This window comes from Pseudomonas sp., assembly GCF_030690725.1.
GTDB lineage: Bacteria > Pseudomonadota > Gammaproteobacteria > Pseudomonadales > Pseudomonadaceae > Aquipseudomonas.
The window spans coordinates 16,483-34,967 of record NZ_JAUYGD010000089.1 but is presented as its reverse complement, the minus strand read 5'-3'; the positions used below and the strand labels follow the sequence as shown (position 1 = coordinate 34,967).

Here is an 18,485-nt window from a genome sequence, read left to right as displayed (position 1 = left end):
GCTACCTCCAGCTCATCAGTACGTTCGGGATGTCATCCAGCGCGACCACCTGATCGACACCTCCCAATTTGATTGCTTCTTTCGGCATGCCGAACACCACGCAACTGGCTTCATCCTGGGCGTAGGTTCTGGCCCCCGCCTCGTGCAGCTCTTTCAGGCCACGGGCGCCATCGTCGCCCATGCCGGTCATGATCACGGCCAGCACGTTGCGCCCGGCCTGCACAGCGGCCGAGCGGAACAACACATCAACAGAAGGACGGTGACGACTGACCAGCGGACCATCCTTGACCTCAACCTGATACTGACCACCACTGCGTTTGACCAACATATGCTTGCCGCCCGGCGCAATCAGCGCCAGGCCCGGCAGTAGCCGGTCGCCGTTCTGCGCCTCACGCACCTCAATGGCACACAGCGAATCCAGGCGTTCGGCAAAACTGCGGGTGAACTTCTCCGGCATGTGCTGAACGATGGCAATCGCTGGCGCGCTACGCGGCAACTGGCTCAGTACCTGCTCCAGCGCCTGGGTGCCGCCGGTCGAGGTGCCCAACACGACAATCCGCTCACTGGTGCGCTGATTGTGCAGCCCGGCATTCGGCGCACTGACTACGGCATCGGCACTGGCCTTCTCCAGTGTAGGCACTGCTGCGCCACGCACCCGGGCTTTTGCCGCGGTTCGGATGGCGCTGAGCATTTCCTGGGCGCTGTCATGGAGAAAATCACGCAGGCCCATGGTCGGTTTGGTGATCACCTCCACCGCGCCGGCCGATAGCGCCTGCAGGGTAATGGCCGCGCCCTTCTCGGTCAGGGTCGAGCAGATCACCACCGGGGTTGGCCGGGTGGCCATGATCTGGCGCAGAAAGGTGATGCCATCCATCCGCGGCATTTCCACATCGAGCAGGATCACGTCCGGCCACACGGTTTTCATCTTCTGCAGGGCCAGCAGCGGGTCCATCGCTGCGCCAACCACTTCGATGTCCTTGTGCGGCGCCAGCAGCTGCTGCATGACCTCACGCATCACTGCCGAGTCATCGACAATCATCACCTTGATAGCCATTACTGCAGCGCCTCAAGCGGTTCAATACTCAACGCCGCGCCACGGCGCACCCAGACTTCACCGCTGGCCAACTCGAAGCGCAGAAAACGGCAACCCTCACCGCCCAGGTCACGCCCGGCCACCTGCACACCCAGCTCATCCATCAGCGTCTCGACAAAGGCAATATTCTGCGCGCCGATATCGGTACGCAGGTTGGAGCCAGGCTTGCTCAGGCTACGTGCCCCGCCAAACAGCTTGACCTGGGCCTGCTCCAGGCGCAGCGCATGTACGCGCATCTGCTGCTTCAGCCAGACCCAGGCATCCACCCCGTAGCGCCCGTCCAGATCCCGCGCGTGCTCGCTGACGCGGCGCAGGCCGGGCAACTGGAAATGACACATACCGCCCTTGGCAGCCTCGGGGAACCACAGCACGATGGAAACGCAGGGCCCCAGCAGGGTTTCCACGCGCACATCACCACCGCCGAAATACAGCTCGCCGGGTTTAAGAAAGCAGCTGCGGCTCATACCGCCACCTTGCGGTAGATCGACGAGGCAACCATTTCAATCGGCAAGCCGGTGTCATGCAGCGCCTCGGAGTGGCCGACCATCAACCAGCCGCCGGGTTTGAGGCGTTGCACCACGTTGTGCAGCACCCGCTGCTTGGTGTCCTGATCGAAATAGATCAGCACGTTGCGCAGCATGATCAGCTCAAACAGCCCCAGCTCAGGCGCCGGCAGGTTGAGATTGCCCTGACGAAACTCGACCCGCTCACGCAGCCCGCGTTCAACCAGAAAGTAACCCTTGTACTGATCCTTGCCCTTGAGACAGTAGCGTTTGAGGTAATGCGCGGGAATCTTGCTACCGCGCTCCATCAGGTACAGGCCACGCTCGGCGCTCTGCACCACCTGACGGCTGATGTCAGTGCCAAGCACGCTCCAGCCCAGGTGCGGACGTGCCTCGTGCAGCAGCATCGCCAAGGTATAAGCCTCCTCACCGGTGGAGCTGGCTGCACTCCAGGCGCGGAAATCCGCCTGACCGGCACAGGCCGGCAGAATCTTCTGCTGGAGGAAATCGAAGTGCTTGGGCTCGCGGAAGAAATAGGTTTCGTGGGTGGTGATCAGATCAATCGCGATCTCCAGCTCGGCCGTGCCCTGCGCCGAAATCAGATGCTGGTAATAGCGCTGATAGCTGCTCAGCCCCAGCGCCGTCAGGCGTTTGGACAGGCGTCCGCAGATCAGCGGCTTCTTTACCGGTGGCAGCTGAATGCCGACCCGCTCATAGAACAGCGCCTGCAGCTGACGAAACTCCGGCTCGCTCAGCGCAACCTGTGTGCCTGCATTCATTGCCCACCCGCCATCAGCCATAACGCCTCACACTTCGCTCTGTTCAAGGCCGCCCACCAGCTCGGCGAGCTCATCGAGTGACAGCACCTGGGGAATATCCAGCACCACCACAAACTGCTCGTGGTGCTTGAGGATGCCGGCAATAAAATCTGCGCGAATCCGCGCACCAAAGGCCGGGCGGCTTTCCAGTTGATGGCCTTCCACGGCCAGCACTTCGTTGACTGCATCAACGATGATGCCGAGTAGCTGCATGCTGTCGCCCTGCTCGACTTCGACGATCACGATGCAGGTGCGCTTGGCAATCGGCGTGCGCTCACGACCGAAACGTACCGCCAGATCGATCACCGGCACCACCGCGCCGCGCAGGTTGATCACCCCACGCAGGAAGCTCGGCATCAGTGGAATTTCAGTCAGGCCGCCGAACTCGATAATTTCGCGAATATGCTCAATCGGCAGGGCGAACAGCTCCTGGCCCAGGGTCAGGGTCAGAAACTGCTGAGTCAGCGGCGTTTCCACCGGGGCCGCCGCGCGGCCCTGGATATGGGCTGGCAAGGTACTCATGGCAGCCTCCTAGAAGCGGGTAAACGCCGACTCATCGATCTGATCATCGTGCAGATGACGGCGTACCGGCTGCGTCGGCTTGCTCATGGCCGTCGGCCGGTTTCTGCCGGTCGGCGTGCCGGGCATCTGCCGCGCGGCGACTTCGGCCAGCTGGAAGAACTGAATCATTTCCTGCAGCTGCACGGCCTGGCCGCTCATTTCCTCGGAGGTCGAGGACAGCTCTTCGGAAGCCGAAGCATTCACCTGAGTGATCTGCGCCAACTGGCCAACCGCCAGGTTGATCTGCTCCAAGCCGGTGTTCTGCTCACGCGAGGCGGCGGAAATTTCCTGCACCAGATCGGCCGTCTTGCGGATCGACGGCACCATCTGCTCCAGCAGTTGCCCGGCACGTTCGGCCAGGGTCACGCTGTCGCTGGCCACCGAGCCGATTTCCTGCGCGGCCACCTGGCTGCGCTCGGCCAGTTTGCGCACCTCAGCCGCCACCACGGCAAAGCCTTTGCCATGGTCACCGGCGCGCGCGGCTTCAATCGCGGCGTTAAGCGCCAGCAGGTTGGTCTGGTAGGCGATGTCGTCGATGATGCCGATCTTGCCGGCGATCTGCCGCATGGCGTTGACCATCTCACGCACAGCCGCGCCGCCTTCCACCGCATCCTTGGACGACTGGCTGGCCATGCCGTCGGTGACCTTGGCGTTCTCGCTGTTCTGCGCCACGGTGGCGGCAATTTCTTCCACCGAGGCGCTGGTTTCTTCAACGCTGGCGGCCTGTTCGGAGGCGTTCTGGCTCAGCGCCTGGGCCGAAGCCGCGACCTGCTCGGAGGCCGAGGCCAGCGAGTCGGCCGTCATGCGTACATCTCCCATGATCGAACGCAGCTTGAGCACCATTTGCTGCAGGCTATAGAGCATGCTGCTCTGGTCGCCGTCCTTGAGGCGGATATCCACCGTCAGGTCACCGGCCGCCACGCGCTGCAGCGACTCCATCGCCGCATACGGCTCGCCGCCGAGCTGGCGCAGCAGGCTGCGGGTAATCATTACGCCCAGCAGCACAGCCAGCAGCAGGCTCAAAACCATGCAACTGACGGCAACGGTAAACACCAGGCCATAGCGATCATGGGCCAGGTCGTATTCGCTCTTGGCCACCTGCAACTGCACATCGACCAGCTTGCCGAAGCGGTCGGACACCGGGTCGATCTTCTGGTACAGGTCGCTGCTGATAAATTGCTCCAGGGCCAGTTGGTCGCGCCCTTCGAGAATGCGCAGCAGCTTGGCGTTGGCTTCGTCGGCCTCCTTCAACAGTGGCTTGAGCTCATCGACCAATACCTGCTCCTCACCCACCAATCGGGTCGAGGTGAAGTTGTTCCAGCTCTGCTGAATGGCCTCCTCAGCCTTGTTCACGCTGCGCAGCGCCTCCTGCCAGCTAAGGGCGCCGATGCGTACCTTGTGCGTGGTATCGACGATGCTCACCGCGTAGTTGTCAGAAATCACTTTCAGATCACGCAGGGGTACAACCCGGTCGTTGTAAACCGTTTCCATGCCGGCGTTGGATTCGCGCATACCGAAAATTCCCAGCACACCGATCAGCAGCAGAAACAGGATAAGCACCCCTGCGAGCAGGAGCAGGCGGGTCGCCACCGTCATTTTGTCGAACATTTTCTTCTCCCGGCTTTTTATTGAGTCCGTGCCACGGCGGCAGAGCCATCTGCGCGTCGGAGGTTGGCACTGACTGAGTTTTCAGCGGCTGCACTGGCACGCTGAATCAAATGGGCGACATCAAGAATCAGCGCCACACTCCCGTCACCGAGAATGGTGGAGCCACTGAGCACCTTGTTTTGCGCAAAAATCTGTCCCAGGGGTTTGATCACCGCCTGCAGTTCACCGACCAGCTGATCGACAACCACACCCGCGCGGTTACTACCGAACTGCAGCACCACCAGGCTCTCGCGCGCGCCAGCGCTCGGCGGCAGGCCGAACAAGCTGCGCAGGCGCACATAAGGCAAAGGTTCGCCGCGCAGGTTGAGCAGGTCATGCAGCTCGACCTGAGGGCCAAGATCGACACACTCGACCACCTGATCCAGCGGCAGCACGAAGGCTTCATCGGCAACCCGCACCTGGAAGCCGTCGATGATTGCCAGGGTCAGCGGCAAGCGGATGCGCACCGTGGTGCCTTGGCCGAATACGCTGAGCACCTCGACCTCGCCGCGCAGTTTTTCGATATTGCTGCGCACCACATCCATGCCCACGCCACGCCCGGACAGGTTGGTTACCGTCTCGGCGGTGGAGAAACCGGCCTCGAAAATCAGGCGGAACACTTCACTGTCGCTAAGCACTTGGTCGGGCTGCACCAGGCCTTTTTCCAACGCCTTGGCGAGGATGCGTGGACGATCCAGGCCACGGCCGTCGTCGGTCACTTCAATAACGATGCTGCCGGACTCGTGATAGGCATTCAGGCGTAATGCGCCGCGTTGGGTCTTGCCAGCAGCCAGGCGATCGGCCGAGCGCTCGATACCGTGGTCCATGGCATTGCGCACGATATGCATCAGTGGATCGGCAAGCTTTTCCACCATCGACTTGTCCAGTTCGGTGTCCGCGCCGGTGATCAGCAGCTCGATGTCCTTATCCAGCTCCTTGCTGATATCGCGTACTACCCGTGGAAAACGCTGGAACACTTCGCCGATGGCGACCATGCGCAGCGACAGCGAGGCATCGCGAATATGCTCGACCAGGGTAGCCACCGCTTCATTGGCCTCACCCATGGCCGCCGGGCTGCCCTGGCGCAGCGACAGGCTGGCCGCCGCGCCAGCAATGACCAGCTCGCCCACCAGGTTGATCAGCTCATCCAGCTTGCCGACCTCGACCTTGATAAACACCTGCTCGTGCACGCGCTTGTCGTCGGATTGCTTCTGCTTGTTCAGCGCAGCCGATACCAGCGGCGGCGCCACCAGCTGTTCTTCCACCAACAAGGTGCCCAGCGGCGGTGCCGGCTGCGGCGCGGCGGATTGCAGGGCGAGTACGCGCTGCAGTTCGTGGGCGGTCAGTGCGCCGCTCTTGAGCAGGATTTCGCCGAGTTTGCGTGACGACTCGGGCAGGCTGACGATCAGGTTGAGGTACGCCTCGATCTTGCTGTGCGGCGGCAGGATCAGCAGCTGGCTGTCCTCGCGAATAAACTCGAAGGCATCCTCGACTTCCTGCTTGCTGGCCTGGGATTCGAATTCGATCTCGAAACCCAGGTAATTGCTCTCGGCGTCGAAGGTTTCAGCCAGCGGCAGGGTATCGGTCAGGGTATGCAGGTAAACGATACGCCCCAGCTTGCTCAGATAACGCAGAAACGACAGCGGGTCCATGCCGTTGCGCAACACATCGCTATTGGGCCGCAGCGAGATATGCCAGAGGTCACTGCCGACTTCTTCGCCGGTCAACACATCGACCTTGCCGCTCGGCACCTGGGACAGTTGCGTCTGCTCGGGGAGCGGTGACGCGGCGACGGGCGCGGCACCTTGCTCCAGGTATTCATTGAGCTGGCTGATCAGGTGCGCACGCAGCTCGGGGTTGGGGTCGATGGCTTCGCTGCGGTCTTCGACGGCGGTAATCAGGCTGCCGATGTAATCGCCGCAGGTCAGCAGCAGCGAGAGCATGCTGCCATCCAGAGTTTTTTCGCCGTTGCGCACCTGATCAAGCAGGCTTTCCACCACATGGGTGAAGTTGATCAGCGACTCCAGACCAAACAGCCCGGCCGAGCCCTTGATGGTGTGCGCAGCGCGGAAGATGGCATTGACCCGCTCGGCGTTGTAGCCGTCGCTTTCGATTTCCAGCAGCGCATCTTCCATGTCCACCAGCAGTTCGCGGGCTTCCTGGACCAATGCACCACGGGCTTGATCAAGGTTCATGGGCGACCTCCGCGAGCATCCAGCGGGATCACCATGGGGTCGCCAAGTTCGGCCACCAGGTTGAGCAGATCCAGCACCTCACGCACCGCCGGCGAGTGCTGGATAAAAGCCAGGCTGCGGCCCTGGCGCTGGGCTTCGCGCTTGAGCAGCAGGAGGATCTGCACTCCGGTGCTGTCGAAATCCTCGACCGCGCCCAGGTCAATCTCCAGCTGCTTATGGCTGCCTAGCAGGCTGAGCAGTTCATCCTTGAGCTGGACGGCGCTGTAGATATTGAATTCGCCTGCTACTTCGAAGATGTACCGTCCAGTTTCTTCACGACTGTTTATTACGGTCACGGGTACGTCCTCAGGGCAGTATCAGTTTCGACACTGCATCGAGCAGCACCGGCGGCTGAAAGGGCTTGACCACCCAGGCGCGCACGCCGGCGGCCTTGCCTTCGGCCTTCTTCGCCTCACCGGCTTCGGTGGTGAGCATGATCACCGGGGTGAACTTGTAGGCCGGCAACTGCTTGGCCGATTTGACGAAGGTGATGCCGTCCATGTTCGGCATGTTCACGTCCGAGACAATCAGGTTGATCTTGCGACCATCCAGCTTGCTCAGTGCGTCCTTGCCATCACAGGCCTCCAGCACGTCGTAGCCAGCGCCCTTGAGCGCGATGCCGACGACTTGCCGAAAACTGGTCGAGTCATCCACTACCAAGACCGTCTTTCCCATTACTGTGCGTCCCGTGGTTCTGAAGTTGCGTTAGAAGAAGGTGACCGAGGATTGCTCGACGCTGGAAGCACGCTGGCCGCTGTGCACGCGCTGCTGCTCCAGGGTGGTGTAGCTCGACTCCAGACGGCGCAGCCAGTCACGACTGGCCGGCACCACCGGCTCGGCGAGGCTGTCGCGCAGGCGCTGCATGTCCTCGCTGATATGCGAAATGATCTGGCTGACGCGGTCCTGGAACTGCAGGTCAACCAGTACCGCGTTGACCGTCTGCTCGACCTCGCGACTGTTGCCCTGGAGCATCTGCAGGCGCTGCTCCAGCTGCGCCACACCATCGCCCAGCTCGCCGAGCACCTTGCCGACAATACGTTCGGCGGCCTCGATGCCGTCATGGCTGTTGGTGTCCATCTGCTCGGCCCGCGCCACCATGGATTCCATGGAGCGACCCATGATCTGCACCTTCTCGGTGATTTTGGTGCCAGTCTCGCCGGACATCGACGACAGCTTGCGCACCTCATCGGCCACTACCGAGAAACCGCGCCCAGCCTCGCCGGCCCGCGCCGCTTCGATGGCGGCGTTGAGCGCCAGCAGGTTGGTCTGCGAGGCAATCTTGGCGACATCCTCGGCCATGCCGTGCAGCTCGGTGACAAAACGGCTGAGTTCGCGAATCTCCACCAGAAAGCGCTCGCGCTCGCCCTGGGTGTCGTCGAGCATCTTTACCGCCTGCGGTAATTCGACCTGGGCGCTGCGCAGCACCTCGAACACCCCACCACCGTCTTCACCGGCGCCGAGGTCCAGGGCCTGGCTGATCTGCTGGCTCATGCTGATAAATTTCTCGGTCAGGCCGCCAGTGGCACTGGACGTCTGGCCGTTGACCAGTTCGATATGGCGCATCCACAACGGCAACACTGCATCGAGCAGTTCGCGCAGCGCCGTCAGGTTGCTTTGCACCTCATCGAGGGCCAGCGCCGACACCTGCGGTTCAAGCGCCGCTTGCTCCAGCGCCGGGCTGGCGACCAGCAACCACAACCACAGCAGCAGCACCGCGGCGGCCAACAGGCCGTGCCACCAGACGTCAGCCAGCACCAGACAGGCTGCCGGTAACAGCAACACACCAGCCATCAGCCAGGGACGCGAAACGTAAGCAAACAGTCGTGGATGCTTGATCATGGGGATTCTCGGTACTGACGAGGGAGGTTAGCGCTACCCGTGTTACAGCACGACGCCACAGCGCCGCGCTGGAAAAACTATAGGTCAGGCTCAGAGCATCAGCGAACCGACCACGCACTTAACGGCGACAAGCCACCTGATGGCTTACTGCCATCTGCTGCGGTGAGCTTATAAAATTGACGCCAAAAGGCTTATCAGTGATTTACCGGTGGGCGCAGGTAAATCTACCTAGGTAGAAAACGCGGTTTTAGTCGTCCAGCTTGATAATCCCGCGGCGCAGGGCATACATCACCAGGCCGGCGAGGTCGCGAATGGCCAGGCGCTCCATGATCTGCGCACGATGGGTATCCACAGTTTTCACGCTGAGGTTGAGGATAAACGCCACTTCCTTGTTGCTCTTGCCCTTGGCCAGCCAGTACAGCACTTCCTGCTGGCGACTGGTAAGCAGCTCCAGCGGGTCTTCACCGCCGCGCCCGGAGGCCGCATCAATCACCTGCCCGGCCACTCGCGGGCTGAGGTAACGGTGGCCGCCCAGTACCGATTGCAGGGCCAGTTGCAGTTCGATCACTGCGGCATCCTTGAGTAGATAGCCGCTTGCGCCCATCTGCATGGCCTTGAGTACATAGTCGCGGGTGTCGTGCATGGACAGCAGAATCACCGGCAGCTGCGGCCAGCGTGAACGCACCATGGTCAGCGCTTCCAGCCCCGAACAGCGGCGCATGGTCAGGTCGAGCAGCAGCACATCGGGCTGATGGCTTTCGACTAGGGCCTCGACCTGGTCACCATCACTGCCCTCGGCCACCACCTGATAGCCTGCCTCGATCAGCAGCGAGCGAATGCCCGCACGGACCAGTTCGTGATCATCGACCAATACAACCCGCGCAGACATTTACAGACTCCTCAGACGGGGCATACCCCGGTACAACTGGCAGACACCGCTCCCTGGCTTGGCATAGTTATCGTGCAACGCCTGGTAGCCGGCTGACCAGCCCCAAACGCGCGGCGCATTCTGCGTGAGGGCCAACAGCCGAACAATCAGCCAGTTACTGAGGCGAAATGTAGGGCAGATGCGCGCATCGTGCAGGAAACCTTGCCCACAGAACTGAAATAGCAAAGCCACTTCCTAACAGAAAGTGGCTTCGCTCAGTGGCCGCCGCCAGCAAAAGCCGGCGGGCCGCAGTTCGCTTAGTTAGGACGGAAATCCATCAGCAAACGCAGGTAGGAAAGCATGTTCTTGCCGCCAACGGTGCCCTGGTAACCGTGGCTATCGAACTGGCTGCTTTTGAACAGATCGACGCGAAAGCGCGGGTTGGTTTCATAAGTACGCCCCAGAGTCGTGGTCACGCGGCTGTCGAACAGATCGGCGCTGACTTTGACGAACTCGCGCGGTTTGCGCCGGCCAGCGCTGGTGCTGTTGTTCGGGCTGCTGAAAATATCGGTGGAGGCGGTCATCGCCGAGCTGTAGCGCTCGCGGCCGCGCAAGCTGGTCTTGCCGCTGGCGATGACGAACTGGCCGGTTACCGGGCGATAGCGATCACCCGCCGTCAGGTAGCTACCCAGCACGTCATACAAGGCGTAGCTGCTGCCGGTGCCGCGCTCCTTGTTGCGCAGATCGAAAATAAATACGCCGTTTTCACCAACAACCTCCATTTCCACCTGCCCCAGGGTTGCGTTGTTCTGCACCAGCAACGCGGTGTTTTCATCGACGCCGAAGGCAAACGGCACCTGGGTGTGATCTGCCAGGCGCACGATGCGGCCCTGACGGCCGCGCTCGCTGAAGTGGGTATCGAGCAAACCGTAATTGAAGAAGCCAAAACCGCCCTGCATGTCGTAGGACAGGTCATCGCCACCCGGCGAGGTGTACACGCCATAACGCAGGCCGTTATAACTTTCGCCGCCGGTGACCATCGGCCCCTGCACCATGATCGCAGTGCCGGCGCTGGTACCCGCCAATACCGCGCCAGCGTTATGCCGCGCACGAATCGCCGCCAAGGCTGGGCTGTCGGCACGGGTCGCGGTTTGCAGGGTCTGGGTCAGGCGCGACTGGTCGCCGCCACCAAAAAAGAACCCGGTCATGCTGTTGATCTGCGCGACCACCTGCGGGTTACTGTTATTGCTTATTTTGTCCAGATCAATGGGAATCCACTGCGCATCGACAGCGCCGTAGGTCTTCAGCAACTGGGCATAGAACGCACCATTGGCTTTGGAGTTGGCGGCATTGGCCGTACCCGCTGCCGGGTCGGCACTTTCCGGGATCGAAGCAGCGGTAATAACGCCGATTCGCGCCTGGCCGCTGCCACCAGCCAGCTGGATCAGGCGCTGATAGATCGCCGTGTTGTCATCCTTGAGGCCGCCGCCAATCAATATCAGCGGGCCGGCGCTGTAACCGGTGATGGGTAGTAGGGCGAGCAGTAAAGCACTGCAACGCAAAAATGATCTGATCATGGGTATGAGTTCTCCGATGTGCGCTCGGCGCACGCTTGTTGTGAGAGTTGTAAAACGGGAACTGCTGCAGATAACGCCGCATGGCTCTCTGGGTGGCTGACTCCTTCGGCTAATACACCGTGAATTGTTTGAAGTACTGCTTCTCGATGCGCTTGTAGACGCCGTTGCTGAGAATCACGCTGAGCGCTCGGTCCAGCCGCTCACGCAGCACCTGATCGCCCTTGCGCACGGCGATGCCCTGGCCTTTGCCAAAGTGCTTGGGGGCCACCACCTGGTTGCCAACCTGCTCGAACCCCTGGCCCAGGGCCGTGTCGAGAAAGCCGAAATAGCCAGACACCGCGTCATCCAGCACCAGATCGACGTGCCCTGCGCCTAGCGCCTGGTACATGCCCTCGGCTGAGTCAAAGCGCAGCAGCTCGGTGTGCTGCTGGTATTTGTCAGTGAGGAAGCGGTCATAGGTGGTGTCGCGCTGCACACCCAGGCGTTTACCGGAAATGCGCCTGGGGGTGATGATCACCTGGTTGACCAGGCCCTTGCGGGCGAAAAAAAAGGCCGGGGTTTGCGCATATTTGGCGGTGAAGTCGACCAGCTCGGCGCGTTGTGCAGTAATCGACATGGACGCCAGAATCAGGTCCGCACGCTGTTCATTGAGTGCCGGAATCAAATCATCCCAGGCAAATCTGACCAGCTGACAATCTGCCGCCATGGCCTCGCACAGCGCCATACCGATATCGACGTTGAAGCCGCGTAATTGGCCCGCCGCATCGACTTCCTCGAAGGGCGGAAACTGCCCTTCCATGGCGATACGCAGGGGCTGTGCCTGAACGCCGCCTAGCAGCATCACGCCCAGCATAAAGAGGGTTGCTCGTAACATTTCAGTGCCCCTTGCAAGCGCTGCCAGAGAGACAGCCTGGGGTCAGAGGCCAGGCTCCAAAGCCGAGAAAAGAGGCGCCGCACAGGGCGCCTTAAGGCCAAAGGAGCAATGGGAGCTGACCTTGAATAACCAACCGGCCGCTTCACCAGCATGAGCGGCCGGCGACTGCCTTACAGAATGCTCAGCGGGTACTCGATGATCAGACGCACTTCGTCGAGGTCGTTGTCGAACGCAGTGGAGCGATGCGAGGCCTGGCGCAGACGCAGGGACAGGTCCTTGGCGGCACCGGACTGCACCACGTACTTGGCCTCCAAATCACGCTCCCAATGTTTCTCGTCATCACCCGCCCAACCGGCGAAGGCACCATTCGGATCGGCCTTGGTGCCATCGATCTGGTCACCCTTGATATAGCGCGCCATAAAGCTCAGGCCCGGTACGCCGAAGCTCGCCATGTTCAGGTCGTAACGCACCTGCACGGAACGCTCATTGGGGGCGTTGAAGTCGGAGTACTGCACGGAGTTGGCCAGCCAGATCGAGTCGCCACCGATGTAGTCGAAGAACTCATCGCCATTGACCTTCTGGTACGCCAGGCTGAGCTTGTGCGCGCCGAAGCTGTAGGCGGCTTTCAGCGAGTAGGTCAGGGTATCCAGATCACCAGCCAGCGCCTTGCCCTGCTCATCGGTCTTGTAAGCCACCAGATCGAAGTTCAGCGACTGATCGTCAGCCAGTGGGATGGTGTAGTAGACGTTGGCGAAGTACTGACGCCAGATGTCTTCGGCTTCGCTGCCGTAGAGCGCCACACTGAGGTTGTCGGTGAAGTTGTAGGTACCGCCGACGAAATCGACGCTACGCGCTTCCACTTCGGCGTATTCGCTGGTCAGCTCGCCATCGGAATTGCTCGAGTTACGGCGATTGATCGCGGTGAAATGACCTGCCTCAAGGGACAGGTTGTCGATCTCGCTGCTCGACAGCTGAAAGCCGGTGGCAGTCTCAGGCAACAGACGCGAATCGCCAGTGGCGAACACTGGGGCAGTCGGCCGCTGCTCACCGTACTTCAGCTCGGTAGAGGAGATACGCGCCTTGACCGCACCGCCGATATGCCCGGTGTTGTCCTCGATACGGCCATCACTGTCGACCGGCATGATGCCATTGCCACGGCTACCACGGCCGCCGTCCAGCTTGATACCACCATAGGCATATGCATCGGCACCCACGCCGACAGTGCCCTGGGTGAAACCGGACGAGTAGTGCAGCTGCATGCCATGCGCCCACTCATCACGGGTGTTGCGCTGGCTGTTGAGGAAGTTGCGCTGCATGTAGAAATTACGATTGAGCAGCTTCAGGCTGCTGTCTTCGATAAAGCCCTTGGACTCTTGCTGGTCACCGGCGACTGCCAGTTGCGAGCTGGCCGCGGCAACTGCCAGGGCGATCAGGCTCAGTTTTACAACGTTCATGGCTTACTCCATTGGTTTTTTTATTGAACATCTCGAAAATCCGTCGCTGGGCAGCGACGCATTCCTTCCAGCACTGCCGCTAGGCAAACTGCTCCAGCGACAGCTCGGGCGGACACACGCCCTTGCTGATCACCGCCTCCAGGCACAGGGTCGCTGACGACTCCGCCCAGCAAACGAAATAACCCTTGGCCTTCAGGCGCTTGAGCTTGAATGGCCACTCCAGTTCGTGGTTCTGCGGCAACGCCGCAATGCCTTTCGGCAGCTGGATAATCGAGTAGAAACCGGCGCTGGTTTGCACCCGCTGCAACACCTGCAGCGACGGCTGCACGGCAGCCAGCTCGGCGCGCTGCAGCGGCTGCAGGAGTTTTTCCAGGGCGAAGGATTCCAGCCTGCTCAGTTGCATACAGGGACTCATGGTCTTGTCGGTGATTGGGGCGCCGCGGCTACGCGCGGCGCTTGGCGCTTTAACTCAGAGCTTGAGCACGCCGCTAACCTTGGCCAGGGTCTGCGCCACTTCGGCTCGGCTCACCGGAGCATCCGGGTTGAAGCGGCCCTTCTCGGCCTGCAACCAACCCTCGCCCACCGTCAGGCTGGCAGCGTCGGCAAAGGTTTTATCGACGCCAGCGAGATCCGTCAGCGCGGCGGTTTTCGCCAGGCTTATGCCTTGATAGCGCTCGACCAGTGCCTTGCAGGCCAGCGCCCATTCCTTGCGGGTAACCGGCTGATTGCCGGCGAAGGCATCCGCGCTGGTCATCCAGCCATTGGAAAGCACCGCGTTGAGCTGATCACGCATCGGGTCATCTGCGCCGATGTCCGTGAGCTTGGGCAGCGCATCCAGCTTGGGCTCGGCGGCCAGGGTCATCTGCAGGGCGTTGGCCAGCTCCAGGCGGCTGATCGGCCGTTGCGGCTCGAAGGCGTTCTGCCCGTTGAGGGTCATCAGGCCACGGAAGCTCACGGCGCGAATCGCATCGCCCGCCGCGCCGTTGCCGGCATCTTTAGGGGCGCTGCTCGCCGGATCGCCAAGGCTGGCGTTGACCGGGCGAATATCCAGGCGCACACCGTTGACGCTGTAGTTGGTCAGCGAATCGTAGAACTGGCTGTGGGCACTGAAGTCAGCGGTTTTACTGAACTCGAACCGGTAACCGTAGTGGTAGCCGTTGAGCGGGTTGTAGCGGGTCATCAGGCCGATTTGACGGCTCGCGGTGTTATCCGCCAGGCCATAGAGCACCGCGCGGCCAATCGCCGAAACGGCCGACAGATCGGTGATCAGCTGGTTGCCCACCAGGTATTCGTTACCGGCCTCGATGGCGGCTTTGCCTTCGGCGGGCTGCACCTTGCCGCTGGCCAGGTCATAGCGGTCGCCATTGCCGAGCATGGCCAGGCGCACGTTGCTCAACTGGGTGCCGTATACACCGAATGTCTTTTCGGCCTGGCTGGCGTCCATTACGGTCAGGTAGCCCTCACCCAGCACCTGCACCTGGCCCTCGGGGTTTACCCACATGGCGGTGTTGGTATCCAGGCCGAAGCCGCGTGTGGACTTTTGATCGGCAAGGTAAGCAGCCATGCGCGCAGCGCGGCCGGTGCTGGTTTCCTCGATCTGGTCGAGGTGTTGGTCGATGATGCCGCCGCTGAACAGGCCCGAGCCTTTCAGCACCGCAGCGCCGCGCTGATCGGCCTTGCTGGCCACGCCGAAGTCCAGGGTGTCCATGACCACGCCATAGGCGGTGGGCATCTGCGCGCCAAGAATGCTGGCACCGGCGCTGGTACCGGCGACCACGCCGCCCTTGTCATACACCTTGCGCACTGCCTGCATCAGCAGCGACGGGCTGCCATCGGCATTGAACAGCGCGCGGGCGATGCGCGCCTGATCGCCACCGACAAACCACACTGCGCTGGCCTCACTCAGTGGCTTGACCACGGCAGCATCGTTCATGGTTGTCTGGTAGTTGCTCTTGTCGATGCCGACGATGCTGATGCGCTCGGCCGGGATACCCAACGCCACCAACTCGCTCATAAAGCGCTTGCTCGAACCCTGGCTGCCGCTGGCGGTTGGCATGATCACGATGCGCGCTTCTTTCTGCCCACCGGCCAGTTCGATGAACTTGGCATACACCGGCGCATTGCTCGCGCGCAGCATGCCGCCGACGGCCAATAGATGACCTTCAGCCAGGGCTGCAGAGCTTGCACAGGAAAGGATCAGGGCGGCCGCCGCCACGCGTTTGTTCAGCTGCTTTTTCATTCTTATTGCTCTTGTTATGAGAATTCGTGCGAGCCGGTGTTCCGGTCCCGTCAGCGCCTCCCTGCAGCAGGTAAAACACCGCGCCAGCCCTGGCCTTCGACAGTGAATTTAAATTTTCACAATCTTGTTTCGTGAAATTTTATATACCAACAGGAAAACCTGTTCAACCCTTTAGCGCCGCCATCTGGCCGCTGCAACGACGCCAAAAAAATCTTCACCAGCAGCTATGCACCGCGCTAGAGCGGCTTGAGCCATTTGTCCGACAAAACGCATTTGACACAAATATTTCTAATAAGTAGCTTTATGAAAATAAACATGTCACAGCTATCTACATTGAAACCCCAGGCCTGGCCCATTGGCCCGACCTAAACGAACAGAAGCCCACAAGGCTTCAGGTTGTACGCCGCGCCATCTGGCGAGGCCATTGCTGCAGGCAGTACCTGCTGATCACAGGCCCAGGCATGACGATCAGCGCACACCCAAACCGCCCCATCAAGGAGTCAATAAGATGAACAAGATCGCACTTCTCGGCGCTCTGGCGCTCAGCGCCGTCAGCACATTCAGCGTCGCCAGCCAGGACAACCTGCGCATCGGTATCGAAGCGGCCTACCCGCCCTTCGCCTTCAAAACCCCGGACGGCAAGATCAGCGGTTTCGACTACGACATCGGCAACGCCCTGTGTGCGGAAATGCAGGTGAAATGTGAGTGGGTCGAGCAGGAATTCGACGGTCTGATTCCGTCGCTGAAAGTACGCAAGGTCGACGCGGTGCTGTCGTCCATGTCGATCACCGAAGACCGCCTGAAATCGGTGGATTTCAGCAAAAAGTACTACCACACCCCCGGCAAGCTGGCGATGAAGGCCGGTAGCGAAATCAAGGACCCACTGGTCGACCTCAAAGGCAAGAAAGTCGGCGTACAGCGCGCCTCCACCTACGATCGCTTTGCCTCCGACCAGTTCGAAGCCGCCGGCATTATCGTGGTGCGTTACGCCTCGCAGAACGAAGCCTTCCTTGACCTGGCTTCCGGCCGCCTGGACGCCACCCTGGCGGACATCATCAACATCGATGAAGGCTTTATCAAAACCCCAGCCGGCAAGGGTTTCGCCCTGGTCGGTCCGGACTTCAACGACCCGAAATACTTCGGTAACGGTGCCGGAATCGCCGTACGCAAAGGCGACAGCGAAAACGCTGCGCGCATCAGCGCCGCCATTGATGCGATCCGCGCCAACGGCACGTACCAGGATGTGCAGGCCAAGTACTTCGAGTTCGATATCTACGGCAAGTAAGTACCGCTAATGCCTCATGGGTGCCTCCACTGCGAGGCACCTTTTTCTCGTTGTAGCGCAGGCCATTCGGCCTCTGCGTGAGGAACCCCATCATGCTCCACGGCTACGGCTCGACCATTCTCGAGGGCGCCTGGCTGACCCTCAGTCTGGCCCTGACTTCCATGACCCTGGCAATTGCCCTGGGCCTGCTTGGCGCAGCGTTTCGCCTGTCCCCGTTGAAATGGCTGGCACTGCTCGGCGAAGGCTACGCCACGGTTATTCGTGGCATCCCTGATCTGGTACTGATCCTGCTGATCTTCTACGGCGGCCAGGACCTGGTAAACCGCGTGGCTCCGCTGCTCGGTCATGATCAGTACATCGACATCAATCCCTTTATCGCCGGGGTTTTCACCATGGGCTTTATCTTCGGCGCTTACCTGTCGGAGACCTTTCGCGGCGCCTTTATGGCCATTGCCAAAGGCCAGGGCGAAGCCGGTGCGGCCTACGGTATGAGTGGCATGCAGGTGTTCTGGCGGATTCTGGTGCCGCAGATGATCCGCTTCGCCATCCCCGGCTTTACCAACAACTGGTTGGTGCTGACCAAGGCCACCGCGCTGATTTCCGTGGTGGGCCTGCAGGACATGATGTTCAAGGCCAAGAACGCCGCCGACGCCACCCGCGAACCCTTCACCTTTTTCCTCGCGGTTGCCGCGCTGTACCTGTTGCTCACCACAGTGTCCCTGCTGGCCCTGCGCCTGCTGGAAAAACGCTACTCCGTGGGCGCCCGCCTGGCCGAACTCTAAGCGAGACCTTCTACCGTGCTCGATTTCCAACTGATTGCCGACAGCCTGCCGCTCTACGGCAGCGGCGTACTGGTGACCTTCAAACTGCTGTTTATCGCCCTCGCGCTGGGGCTGGCGCTGGCCATCCCATTGGCGCTGCTGCGCGTGTCGCGCGCGCCCTGGCTTAACGGCCCGGCCTGGCTCTACACCTATGTAATCCGCGGCACGCCGATGCTGGTGCAGCTGTTCCTCATTTATTACGGCCTGGCGCAGTTCGAGGCGGTACGGGAGAGCATGCTGTGGCCGTATTTCTCCAGCGCCACCTTCTGCGCCTGTCTGGCGTTTGCCATCAACACCAGCGCCTATAGCGCGGAAATTCTCGCCGGCAGCCTTAAGGCCACACCCCATGGCGAGATCGAAGCAGCTAGAGCCATGGGCATGTCACGCTTCACCCTGTACCGCAGCATCCTGCTGCCGTCGGCCTTGCGCCGGGCACTGCCGCAGTACAGCAATGAAGTGATCATGATGCTGCACACCACCTCGCTGGCGTCGATCGTCACCCTAATCGATATCACCGGCGCGGCGCGCACCGTCAGCTCGCGCTACTACATGCCATTCGAGGCCTTTATCACCGCTGGGCTGTTCTACCTGGTGCTGACTTTTATCCTGGTGCGCCTGTTCAAGCGGGCCGAAGGCCGCTGGCTGGCGCACCTGGCCCCACGCAAGAGCTGA

At 61.1% G+C, this 18,485-nt stretch carries 17 protein-coding genes and 2 pseudogenes; 3 read left to right on the top strand and 16 right to left on the bottom strand.

Annotated elements, in window-relative coordinates; genetic code table 11:
* Window position 1 precedes the first annotated feature (1 nt).
* The 16 genes and pseudogenes from Q8O69_RS20895 to Q8O69_RS20825 all read right to left on the bottom strand — a co-directional run bounded on the left by Q8O69_RS20895 (window position 2) and on the right by Q8O69_RS20825 (window position 15,707).
* A complete protein-coding gene (locus Q8O69_RS20895) occupies window positions 2-1,054 on the bottom strand; it encodes a chemotaxis response regulator protein-glutamate methylesterase (RefSeq protein ID WP_305594246.1) in 1,053 nt (350 codons plus the stop codon).
* The gene (locus Q8O69_RS20890) at window positions 1,054-1,557 is read right to left on the bottom strand and encodes a chemotaxis protein CheD (RefSeq protein WP_275961763.1); all 504 of its coding nucleotides are present in this window, start codon (window positions 1,555-1,557) and stop codon (window positions 1,054-1,056) included. Before Q8O69_RS20890 ends, Q8O69_RS20895 begins: the two co-directional genes overlap by 1 nt.
* Window positions 1,554-2,375: a protein-glutamate O-methyltransferase CheR gene (locus Q8O69_RS20885; protein ID WP_305594244.1), complete on the bottom strand. Its 822-nt coding sequence runs from the start codon at window positions 2,373-2,375 to the stop codon at window positions 1,554-1,556. Before Q8O69_RS20885 ends, Q8O69_RS20890 begins: the two co-directional genes overlap by 4 nt.
* Before the next feature lie 27 nt (window positions 2,376-2,402).
* On the bottom strand, window positions 2,403-2,936 hold the full coding sequence (locus Q8O69_RS20880) for a chemotaxis protein CheW (protein WP_275961765.1): 534 nt from the start codon (window positions 2,934-2,936) through the stop codon (window positions 2,403-2,405).
* A 149-nt stretch (window positions 2,937-3,085) separates the two neighbouring features.
* A pseudogene (locus Q8O69_RS22310) lies at window positions 3,086-3,986 on the bottom strand (methyl-accepting chemotaxis protein); the annotation flags it as partial.
* Between the two features lie 69 nt (window positions 3,987-4,055).
* Window positions 4,056-4,571: pseudogene (locus Q8O69_RS22305) on the bottom strand (MCP four helix bundle domain-containing protein); the annotation flags it as partial.
* Window positions 4,572-4,600: 29 nt separating this feature from the next.
* Window positions 4,601-6,817, bottom strand: coding sequence for a chemotaxis protein CheA (locus tag Q8O69_RS20870; RefSeq protein WP_305594240.1), 2,217 nt, complete (start codon window positions 6,815-6,817; stop codon window positions 4,601-4,603).
* On the bottom strand, window positions 6,814-7,152 hold the full coding sequence (locus tag Q8O69_RS20865; protein ID WP_305594238.1) for a lipid asymmetry maintenance protein MlaB: 339 nt from the start codon (window positions 7,150-7,152) through the stop codon (window positions 6,814-6,816). Before Q8O69_RS20865 ends, Q8O69_RS20870 begins: the two co-directional genes overlap by 4 nt.
* A 10-nt stretch (window positions 7,153-7,162) precedes the next feature.
* The gene (locus Q8O69_RS20860) at window positions 7,163-7,531 is read right to left on the bottom strand and encodes a response regulator (RefSeq protein ID WP_160078540.1); all 369 of its coding nucleotides are present in this window, start codon (window positions 7,529-7,531) and stop codon (window positions 7,163-7,165) included.
* 30 nt (window positions 7,532-7,561) lie between these two features.
* Window positions 7,562-8,239 carry a methyl-accepting chemotaxis protein gene (locus Q8O69_RS22300; RefSeq protein WP_371136217.1) on the bottom strand — a complete coding sequence of 226 codons (678 nt, stop codon included), beginning with the start codon at window positions 8,237-8,239 and terminating at the stop codon, window positions 7,562-7,564.
* A gap of 703 nt (window positions 8,240-8,942) precedes the next feature.
* Window positions 8,943-9,584: a response regulator transcription factor gene (locus tag Q8O69_RS20850; protein ID WP_275961770.1), complete on the bottom strand. Its 642-nt coding sequence runs from the start codon at window positions 9,582-9,584 to the stop codon at window positions 8,943-8,945.
* A gap of 296 nt (window positions 9,585-9,880) precedes the next feature.
* On the bottom strand, window positions 9,881-11,140 hold the full coding sequence (locus tag Q8O69_RS20845; protein ID WP_305594230.1) for a cyanophycinase: 1,260 nt from the start codon (window positions 11,138-11,140) through the stop codon (window positions 9,881-9,883).
* 109 nt (window positions 11,141-11,249) lie between these two features.
* Entirely contained in the window at window positions 11,250-12,014 is a 765-nt protein-coding gene (locus Q8O69_RS20840) for a transporter substrate-binding domain-containing protein (RefSeq protein ID WP_305594228.1), read from the bottom strand.
* A gap of 170 nt (window positions 12,015-12,184) precedes the next feature.
* Window positions 12,185-13,468: an OprD family porin gene (locus Q8O69_RS20835; protein WP_305594226.1), complete on the bottom strand. Its 1,284-nt coding sequence runs from the start codon at window positions 13,466-13,468 to the stop codon at window positions 12,185-12,187.
* A gap of 79 nt (window positions 13,469-13,547) precedes the next feature.
* Entirely contained in the window at window positions 13,548-13,871 is a 324-nt protein-coding gene (locus tag Q8O69_RS20830; RefSeq protein ID WP_305594224.1) for a hypothetical protein, read from the bottom strand.
* Between the two features lie 66 nt (window positions 13,872-13,937).
* Window positions 13,938-15,707, bottom strand: a complete 1,770-nt coding sequence (locus tag Q8O69_RS20825) for a cyanophycinase (protein WP_305594222.1) — start codon at window positions 15,705-15,707, stop codon at window positions 13,938-13,940.
* 508 nt (window positions 15,708-16,215) lie between these two features.
* Here Q8O69_RS20825 and Q8O69_RS20820 point away from each other — a divergent pair.
* The 3 genes from Q8O69_RS20820 (at window position 16,216) to Q8O69_RS20810 (ending at window position 18,485) form a co-directional block, all read left to right on the top strand.
* Window positions 16,216-16,992: an ABC transporter substrate-binding protein gene (locus tag Q8O69_RS20820; protein ID WP_305594220.1), complete on the top strand. Its 777-nt coding sequence runs from the start codon at window positions 16,216-16,218 to the stop codon at window positions 16,990-16,992.
* 92 nt (window positions 16,993-17,084) lie between these two features.
* Window positions 17,085-17,774 (top strand): ABC transporter permease, encoded by a 690-nt coding sequence (locus Q8O69_RS20815; protein WP_305594218.1) that lies wholly within the window; start codon window positions 17,085-17,087, stop codon window positions 17,772-17,774.
* A gap of 15 nt (window positions 17,775-17,789) precedes the next feature.
* Window positions 17,790-18,485 (top strand): ABC transporter permease, encoded by a 696-nt coding sequence (locus Q8O69_RS20810; RefSeq protein WP_305594217.1) that lies wholly within the window; start codon window positions 17,790-17,792, stop codon window positions 18,483-18,485.